Origin of the sequence: Mesorhizobium sp., assembly GCF_004962925.1 — a bacterium.
Lineage (GTDB): Bacteria > Pseudomonadota > Alphaproteobacteria > Rhizobiales > Rhizobiaceae > Mesorhizobium.
On record NZ_SUEO01000244.1, the window covers coordinates 1 to 9,114 of the forward strand.

Consider the following 9,114-nt stretch of genomic DNA (forward strand, 5'->3'; position numbering starts at 1 on the left):
ACCAGATAGTCGTCGGCCCCGGTCGAGAGGCCGCGCACCCGGTCGCTTTCCTCGCCGCGCGCGGTCAGCATGATGATCGGCAGCCGCTCGGTTTCGGGGCGCACCCGAAGGCGACGGCAAAGCTCGATGCCCGAAACCGCCGGCACCATCCAGTCGAGCACCAGAAGATCGGGCACGTTTTCCTGCAGCCGGATTTCGGCCTCGTCGCCGCGCGTCACCACCTCAACTTGATAGCCTTCGGATTCCAGATTGTAGCGAAGGAGGACGCCCAGCGGCTCTTCGTCCTCCACCACCATGATGCGCGGCGCGATCATCGGCCGGTTACCCCTGTCATGTCGCCGACGCCGACATCGTCGTTTCGTCGAGCTTCGGGCGACCCGCCGGCAATTGCTGCCCGGTCACGACATAGTAGGCGTTTTCGGCAATGTTGGTGACATGATCGCCGATACGCTCGAGATTCTTGGCGCAGAACAGAAGATGCGTGCAGGCGGTGATGTTGCGCGGGTCCTCCATCATGTAGGTCAGGAGTTCGCGAAAAACCGCCGTGTATTTCACGTCGATCTTCTCGTCGGCGGCGCGCAGTTCTTTCAACGCGCCGGCGTTGCTCGACACATAGTGCTCGACCACGCCGCGGAGTTGCTCGAGAACGAGATCCGCCATCGCGTCGATACCGTGCGAGAGATTACGCGGCGTGGCGCTCTGGCCGACGGCGCTGACCCGCTTGGCTATGTTCTTGGCCAGGTCGCCGATGCGCTCGAGATCGCCGGCCATCCGGATTGCGCCAACCACTGCGCGCAGATCTTGCGCCATCGGCTGCCGCTTGGCGATCAGCGTGATCGCGCTATCGTCGAGTTCACGCTGCCGCGCATCCATGATGGCGTCATCCGAGACGACGCGCTGCGCCATCGCATTGTCTGACGCAAGCAACGCGCGGATCGAGGCTGCGACCATCGCCGCGGCAAGCTCGTCCATGTCGCGGATCAGCCTGTCGATGTGCTCCAGTTCCTCGTCGAAAGATGCGACGGTATGTTCACCCATGATACTGTCCTCGTGTTCGAAATTCGCCGGACCGCTTAGCCGAACCGGCCGGTGATGTAATCCTGGGTGCGCTTGTCGTCTGGGTTGGTGAACATCTTGTCGGTCGCGCCCTCCTCGACCAGATAGCCGAGATGGAACATCGCCGTGCGCTGCGACACGCGCGCTGCCTGCTGCATCGAATGGGTGACGATGACGATCGTGTAGTTCTGGCGCAGTTCGTCAATCAGCTCCTCGACACGGGCGGTGGCGATCGGATCGAGCGCCGAACACGGCTCGTCCATCAGGATCACTTCCGGCGACACAGCGATGGCGCGCGCAATGCATAGACGCTGCTGCTGGCCACCGGAAAGGCCAGTGCCCGACTCGAGCAGCCGATCCTTGACCTCGTTGAACAGGCCGGCCTTCTTCAGGCTCGATTCGACGATACCGTCCAACTCCGCCTTGCTCCTGGCCAGTCCGTGAATGCGCGGACCGTAGGCGACGTTTTCGTAGATCGACTTCGGAAACGGGTTCGGCTTCTGGAACACCATGCCGACGCGAGCCCGCAGCTCGACGACATCGATTTTCGGGTCGTAGACATCTTCGTTGTCGAGCGTGATCTTGCCGCTCACCCGCGCGATGTCGATCGTGTCGTTCATTCGGTTCAGGCAACGCAGAAAGGTCGACTTGCCGCAGCCGGACGGACCGATGAGCGCCGTCACCTGGTTCTCGCGGACATCGAGATCCACGTCGAACAGGGCTCGCTTCTCGCCGTAATGAACAGAGACCTTTTCGCCCTTCATCTTGATCGAAGGTTCGTTGGTTCCGGTACTCAGTTTCTGTTCGACGCTGGCTTCCGTCATGATGTTCATATCCTCTACTCCTTACCAGCGCCGCTCGAAGCGCCTGCGCAGTATCACCGCGATGGCATTCATGATGACCAAAAACACCAGCAAAATCAAAATCGCCGCCGAAGTCTTCTGCTGGAACCCAGCTTCCGGAAAGTCGGCCCACATGAATATCTGCACCGGCAGGATCGTTGCGGGATCGGTGAAGCCGCCGGGAATGTCGACGATGAAGGCGACCATGCCGATCATCAGCAACGGCGCGGTTTCGCCCAGCGCATGCGCCATTCCGAGAATGGTACCGGTCATGATACCCGGCATCGCGAGCGGCAGGACGTGATGGAATACGGTCTGGACCTTGGACGCCCCGATGCCAAGCGCCGCCTCGCGGATCGACGGTGGCACGGCGCGTAGCGAAGCGCGTGAGGCGATAATGATGATCGGCAGGGTCATCAGCGCCAGCACCATGCCGCCGACCACCGGGGCCGAGCGCGGCAGGCCGAAGAAATTCAGGAATACGGCAAGTCCAAGCAGGCCGAAGACGATCGAAGGCACCGCCGCAAGGTTGTTGATATTCACTTCGATGATCGTCGTCAGCCGGTTCTTGGGCGCAAATTCCTCAAGATAGATCGCCGCCGAAACGCCGATCGGGAAGGCGATGGCGAGCGTTACGATCATGGTCAGGAACGATCCGACGACCGCGCCCCAGACTCCGGCCAGTTCCGGCTCGCGGCTTGCTCCGGTGAAGAAGAAGATCGAGTTGAACCGGCTTTCGATCAGGCCGGCGCTCTTCAGCGTATCGAGCCAGACGATCACCTTGTCCGAAATCTTTCGCGATGCTTCCGGCGTGTCGATGACGCGCAGGAATGCCTGGCCGCTCGCGGCTGGCGCCGTGCTGTCCAGCGCCTCGATCACCGTGCCCTTTGCGACCGCCGTTCCGTTGGCCCCAGGCGACAGCGCGGTCAGCTTGACCGTGCCGCTGTTGAACGCGACCAGCAGCGACGACGCGCCGCTCGTCAGCGTAAGCATGCCGTTTTCGCCCTCGGTCGCACCATGGCCGCGCGCCAGCGCCAGCATGGCAGCGTCGCCGAAGGTCAGATCGATGTCGCCGCTGGTTTGCGAAGGCGTGACGCTTGTCGAAATCGCTTCGTCCGAACCAACATCGGCAAGCAAACCCTTGAGATAAAGATCGGCAAAATCGTCAAGTGGAACCGCATAGTCCACCGTTTTTCCGAGCATCCCCGGATCAGCAGCGATATCTTTGCGCAGGAACACGCCTGTGCCCGTGGAAATCAGTCCGCGCAGCAGGCGCTTGTCCTGACGGCTCGTCACATCCGGAAATTTTGCCGTAAGCGCTTCCTGGGCGATGGCGTCGTAGTTGACGGCATCGAGTTTGGCCGGGTCGACCTTGGCCGCCGAAAGATCGATCGGCAGCGTCAGATAGTTCTGCCGCAGCGCCGGGATCGCCTGCGTGACGATCGTCGACAGGAGCAGCAGAAGGAAGAGGCCGGCCAACGCGACGGCTGCGGCGCCAAGCCATTTGAACCACGTTTCCGCGCGGTAACGACCCTTTAGCCGCGCCTTCGCGGCATCGTCGGTATGAATACTGACCGGCCGTCCGACGGCGCCGAATGACGAGATCGCATCAGTCATATTGCTCTCGGTATTTCTGGACGACGCGCAAAGCGACGATGTTGAGGGTAAGTGTGATGCAGAACAGCACCAGGCCGAGCGCGAAGGCTGCAAGCGTCTTGGCGCTGTCGAATTCCTGATCGCCCACAAGCAGCGTCACGATCTGCACCGTCACGGTGGTCACCGCTTCGAGCGGGTTGGCCGTAAGATTTGCCGCCAGCCCCGCGGCCATGACCACGATCATTGTTTCACCGATTGCGCGGCTGACTGCGAGCAGCATCGCCGAAACGATGCCCGGAAGGGCCGCGGGAAGGATCACTTTGCGGATGGTTTCAGACTTGGTCGCGCCGAGGCCGGCGGAACCGTCTCTCAGGGATTGCGGGACAGCGTTGATCACATCATCGGAAAGCGAGGAAACGAAGGGAATGATCATGATGCCCATGACCACGCCTGCGGCGAGCGCGGATTCGGACGCAACGTTGAGGCCCAGGCTTTCGCCCATACTGCGGAAGTAGGGCGCAACCGTCAGCGCGGCGAAGAAGCCGTAGACGACCGTCGGAATGCCTGCAAGGATTTCCAGTACCGGCTTTGCGACCGCACGGACGCTTTTGGAGGCGTAGTCCGAAAGATAGATCGCAGCCATCAGCCCGATAGGCGCAGCCACTAGCATGGCAATGAAGGTGATGAGCAACGTGCCGGCAAAGAGCGGCACCATGCCAAAAATGTCCTGGTTGACCGCCCCGGCTTCCGCGCCGGCGCCGGTGAAGGCGCTCTGCGGCGACCAATGCGTGCCGAACAGGAATTTATAAAGCGGCACCTGTTGGAAGAACCGCAAGGATTCGAAGATGAGCGACAAGACGATACCGATCGTCGTCAGGATTGCGACCGCCGAACAGGTGATCAAGAATGCGCGAAGAACGCGCTCGACCACGTGGCGCGCCCGGTAGGCCTGTGCGATTCGCGAATAGGCCCAGTAAAATCCGGACGCGGAAAGCATGAGCGCGATGGCCCAGATGATCCAGGCGCTGGTCGCATGGATCGATTTGTAGACGGCCGCGGCCGCTTCTTTCGTGGGATCGGCGAAGCCGACAAGGCCGCCAAAGGCCATCGCATGGGCGTCGCGGATGAAAGCTTCTACCTGCGGAACGCCCATTCCCGACAGCTCGGCTGAGAAGCGGTCGGCGATGATCGACGATTCAATTCCCGGCGTCACCATCGACCACAACACGATCGCAAGCAGCGCGGGACCGGCAGCAAAAAGAGCCAGAAACATGCCATGTTGGCCAGGCAGCGAATGCAGCCGCGCGACGTCGCCATTGACACTGGCGATGGCGCGCGTCCGGCCGATCCAATAGGCCGCAGCAGCCAGAACTAACAGAAGAACAACGAGATAACCGACCATGATTCAGGACGTCCCCTCGACCGCCGGCCATTCACCGGCTCAAAGCACGGGACGTTGGTCCCGCGCTTTGTGCTTTAGAGCATGAGGGTCAGAGCGGATATTTGCCCGGACCCCGAAAAAATCAGGAGCCCATGCCCTTCAGGGCCTTGGCGTTTTCGGCCCACGTGGCGCGCTCGGCGTCCGGCAGCGGGATCAGGCCCTTGTCGGCCAGATAACCTTCGGGACCCCAGGCAGCGTCCGAGGTGTACTCGGCGATGAACTCTTGCATGCCGGGGATGACGCCGACATGCTCTTTCTTGGCATAGATGTAGAGCGAGCGGGAAACGCCGTACTTGCCGGATGCGATGTCCTCGAAGGTTGGCTCGACGCCGTCGACCTTGTGGCCCTGCAGCTTGTCGGCATTCTGGTCAAGGAACGAGAAACCAAAGATGCCGAAGGCATTGACGTTGGCTTCCAGCTTCTGGACAATCAGATTGTCGTTTTCGCCGGCCTCGACAAAAGCGCCGTCTTCGCGGGTTTCGCCGCAGCCCTTTTCATTAGCCGTCTTCACTTCTTCCTGGCAGGCCTTATCCATGACGAGTTCAACGAACGCGTCGCGCGTGCCAGACGTGGGCGGCGGGCCAAGCACCTCGATCTTTGTCGCGGGAAGCGACGCATCGACATCCGACCAGTTCTTGTAGGGATTGGCGACGACCTTGCCGTCAACAGCGACGTTCTTGGCGAGTGCCTTGAAAATCTGTTCCTTGGTCAGATCAACGACAGTCCCTGCCTTCGAGTTGGCGAGCACGATGCCGTCGAAGCCGATCTTGATCTCGACCGGTGTCACGCCGTTTGCCTTGCAGGTTTCAAGTTCGCTGTCCTTGATGGCGCGCGAGGCATTGGTGAAGTCAGGGGTATTTTCGCCGACGCCTTGGCAAAACAGCTTCATGCCGCCGCCGGTGCCGGTCGATTCGACGACCGGGGTCTTGATCTGTCCGCTCTGGCCGAGCTTTTCGGCGACAGCCGTCGTGAAGGGGAACACCGTGGACGAACCGACGATTTGAATCTGGTCGCGCGCGGCGGCATAACCAGCCGACGCGGCGAGCGCAAGCGCCGCGGCCGACGCCGTAAGGAGGAATTTCTTCATGTGGCCTGCTCCTGTTCGGAATATGGTCTCTCGGCGCCATTCCTTCGGCGCCCGCTGAGGCCAATAGCCCCCGATTATAACAGTCGCATGACAGTTTGATGTCAGCCCGGTAACGCCGCACAGCCATGTTGAAAGGGAAGGGCCGCGGGTCTCACCGGCACGGCCGTGGTTTGCCGCTGGAATCAGCAGCTTGCACGATTCCAGCCGGCATTTCCCTTCGACAGGTGACGCAAATTTGCGCCGAAAAAGAAAATCCGGGCGGGAGCGCGTTGCATGCGGCCAAAGGAGGTCATGGCCGCGCCATCGCCGAAACAGGTCCGTTGGGGTAAATCTGACCCTGTTTCTTGCCGGCGGTCGCTGCTCCCGCCCGTAACTGGAGGGCGGAACTCGAATGTGCTTATTGTCCCAACCTGGCGCACGCTTTGGTATGGTGCGATCGCACCATAGTCTCGTCCGCAACGCGTCGCCGAATCTCAGCTGAATTTCTTACAGCCCGGCCGGATGCCTACCCGCGTTGCGCTGGATTTCGCCGTCCGCGCCGAGCCAGCGTTCGACCTTTTCGAGCAAGGCCCTGGGGCTGATGGGCTTGGGCAGATAATCGTCCATGCCCGCCTCCAGGCATCGTTCGCGATCACCCTTCAGCGCATGCGCGGTGACGCCGACGATCGGGACATGCGAGCCGGTCTCTTCTTCCAGCCGGCGAATTGCGGCGGTCGCTTCGTGGCCGTTCATCTCAGGCATCGAAACATCCATCAGGATCATGCGCGGATTGAGCCTGCCGAAGGCATCGAGCGCTTTGCGGCCATTGCCGACGATCTCGAAGCCGTAGCCGGTCTCGCCGAGAATCTGCGTGAAAACCATCTGGTTCACCTCGTTGTCTTCGGCAACGAGGACATCCAGCCGACGCCCGGTGCCCGCCGGCGTGCTGGTGCGAGGACGAACCGGTGGCGGCTGCAGCAGCGCCCGCCCGGGCGCGGCTCCGTATACGGGCAGCGGCGGTTGCACCGGCGATGACTGCGACATGTCGTTCTCGGAACCGCCGGCCGGCGGCGCGCCCGTGCCCATCGTGTTGTGGCGGTGCCGCTGGATTGTGGCAACCAGCGTTTCCAGCAGCACCGAAGAGCGCGCCGGCTTGATCAACTGGGCGTCGATGTCAAGATCATGGTAGCCGGTGTTGGCCAGCGACTGGTCGACGGATGTCAGCATGATGATGGGCGTCTCGGCGAGACCGGCAGTGGTGCGCACGAGCCGGGCCATCTCAGCCCCATTCATGCCGGGCATCTGATAGTCGAGCACGACACAGTCGACCGGCACGCTATAGGCAGCGGCGGCGATGAGCACTTTAAGCCCCTCGGCGCCGCTTTCGGCTGCGCAGGAGTCGAAGGTCCATGAAGTCATCTGCTCGGTCAGGATCGAACGGTTGACGGCATTGTCGTCGACGATCAGCACCCGCGCGCCGGTCACGTCCACGGGCGTGATGCGTTGCCTGGTCGACTGCCCGGCGCTTGGCAGCGTCACGGTGAACCAGAAGGTCGAGCCTCTGCCCTCGGCACTGTCGACGCCGATCTCGCCGCCCATGAGGTCGACCAGCCGCGAGGTGATGGCGAGGCCGAGCCCGGTGCCTTCGTGCCGCCTCGTCGACGAAGTGTCGACCTGGCTGAATTTCTCGAAGACAAGCTTCAGCTTGTCCTGCGGAATGCCTATGCCCGTATCGGTCACCGAGATGGTGAGCTTCGTTCCGGCCGGACCCCTTTCACCGGTCACGTCGACCAGCACGTAGCCTTCGTCGGTGAACTTCACCGCATTGCCGAGCAAGTTGGTGACGATCTGTCTGACACGGCCGACATCGCCGACGAACAGGCTTTCGAGGCCGGGTTCGACGCGCACGATGAGCTCGAGATCCTTTTCCTTGGCGCGTGTCGACACCAGCGTCGCCACGTCCTCGATCGCCTCGGAAAGGTTGAAGGGCGCTGGGTCGAGCACGAGTTGGCCGGCATCGATCTTGGAGAAATCCAGGATGTCGTTGATGATGGTAAGCAGCGCGTTTCCCGATTTTACGATGATGTCGGTGAAGGTCTTCTGCTTCGGGTCGAGATCCGATTTGGCAAGGAGTTCGGCCATGCCGAGCACGCCGTTCATTGGCGTGCGGATCTCGTGGCTCATATTGGCCAGGAATTCCGACTTGGCGCGATCGGCGAGCACGGCCCGCTGCCGCGCTTCGCGCAGTTCGGCCTCGCGCTGCTTCAGCTCGGTGATGTCGGTGGTCGAGCCGATCAGATAGAGCGAGCCGTCGGAAGCGATCATTGCGCCCTTGCGGGCGAACTGATGGCGGACGCTGCCGTCGGCCAGCGTTGCGGTCTCCTCCATCTCCTGGGTTTCACCGCTGCGCAGCACGGCAAGGTCGCCCTTTGCGTAGGCCTCGCCGTCCGGTCCGAAAATCTCGATGTCGGTCTTGCCGATCGCCTCTTCCTTGCTGAAGCCGGTGAGATCGCACCAGCCCTTGTTGACGTAGTACAATTTAAGGTCCGAACGCTTGGCGTAGATCGACACCGGCACATTGTCGATGAGGCTGCGGAACATCTCATTCACGCGCATGCTGTCGTGCAATGCCTTTTCGCGCCTCTTGATCTCGGAAATGTCGACACGCACGCCAATGAACGTGCCGTCGTCAGTCCGCATGTCGTGTACCTGATACCAGCGGCCATCGGGATTGACGCGTTCGAAGGACGCGTTGGGCAAGCGGTAGCGGGCCAACATGCCGTCGACCCATCGGTCGGGGTCGCTGTCGTAGAGACGGTCGAGCTCGATATCGCCGCTGAGCCGGAAATAGCCGACCGAATGGCCGAGGGCCAGCGCCTCGCGAAACGTGCGGCCGGCCTGCCACGCCGGCTTCAGCGCCGGCAGCGTGTCGTGCAGCTTGCGGTTGGCAAAGACGAAATTGTCCTCGCGGTCGTAGATAAGGACGCCGGCAGGCAGCGAGTCCAGAACCGTGGCGAGTTGCCTGCGCGCATCCTCGGCCTCGGTCTCGCGGCGCTTCATGTCGGTGACGAAGGTTTTCCGTTCGAGATCGGCCAGAGGTTGCGTAGTCTCGC

General features: G+C 61.8%; 7 protein-coding genes. All 7 read right to left on the minus strand.

Features of this window, described 5'->3' with window-relative positions; translation table 11 throughout:
- The coding region (locus E5W87_RS30810; RefSeq protein WP_292406322.1) for a response regulator at window positions 1-314 on the minus strand (314 nt) is incomplete at its 3' end.
- Window positions 315-330: 16 nt separating this feature from the next.
- Window positions 331-1,038 carry a phosphate signaling complex protein PhoU gene (phoU, locus tag E5W87_RS30815; protein WP_292406325.1) on the minus strand — a complete coding sequence of 236 codons (708 nt, stop codon included), beginning with the start codon at window positions 1,036-1,038 and terminating at the stop codon, window positions 331-333.
- A gap of 35 nt (window positions 1,039-1,073) precedes the next feature.
- Window positions 1,074-1,889, minus strand: a complete 816-nt coding sequence (gene pstB, locus E5W87_RS30820; protein WP_292406328.1) for a phosphate ABC transporter ATP-binding protein PstB — start codon at window positions 1,887-1,889, stop codon at window positions 1,074-1,076.
- A gap of 12 nt (window positions 1,890-1,901) precedes the next feature.
- A complete protein-coding gene (pstA, locus tag E5W87_RS30825; RefSeq protein ID WP_292406331.1) occupies window positions 1,902-3,515 on the minus strand; it encodes a phosphate ABC transporter permease PstA in 1,614 nt (537 codons plus the stop codon).
- Window positions 3,508-4,896, minus strand: a complete 1,389-nt coding sequence (pstC, locus tag E5W87_RS30830) for a phosphate ABC transporter permease subunit PstC (protein ID WP_292406334.1) — start codon at window positions 4,894-4,896, stop codon at window positions 3,508-3,510. The genes pstA and pstC overlap by 8 nt, the downstream gene beginning before the upstream one ends.
- Before the next feature lie 121 nt (window positions 4,897-5,017).
- A complete protein-coding gene (locus tag E5W87_RS30835) occupies window positions 5,018-6,022 on the minus strand; it encodes a PstS family phosphate ABC transporter substrate-binding protein (protein ID WP_292406337.1) in 1,005 nt (334 codons plus the stop codon).
- Window positions 6,023-6,508: 486 nt separating this feature from the next.
- Window positions 6,509-9,114: response regulator (locus tag E5W87_RS30840; RefSeq protein ID WP_292406339.1), on the minus strand; the 2,606-nt coding region annotated here is incomplete at its 5' end.

What these genes read in the sequence shown, in the direction of transcription:
- phoU (WP_292406325.1), bottom strand. Translation starts at nt 1,038, where the DNA reads ATGGGTGAACATACCGTCGCATCTTTCGACGAGGAACTGGAGCACATC.
- pstB (WP_292406328.1), bottom strand. Translation starts at nt 1,889, where the DNA reads ATGAACATCATGACGGAAGCCAGCGTCGAACAGAAACTGAGTACCGGA.
- pstA (WP_292406331.1), bottom strand. Translation starts at nt 3,515, where the DNA reads ATGACTGATGCGATCTCGTCATTCGGCGCCGTCGGACGGCCGGTCAGT.
- pstC (WP_292406334.1), bottom strand. Translation starts at nt 4,896, where the DNA reads ATGGTCGGTTATCTCGTTGTTCTTCTGTTAGTTCTGGCTGCTGCGGCC.
- E5W87_RS30835 (WP_292406337.1), bottom strand. Translation starts at nt 6,022, where the DNA reads ATGAAGAAATTCCTCCTTACGGCGTCGGCCGCGGCGCTTGCGCTCGCC.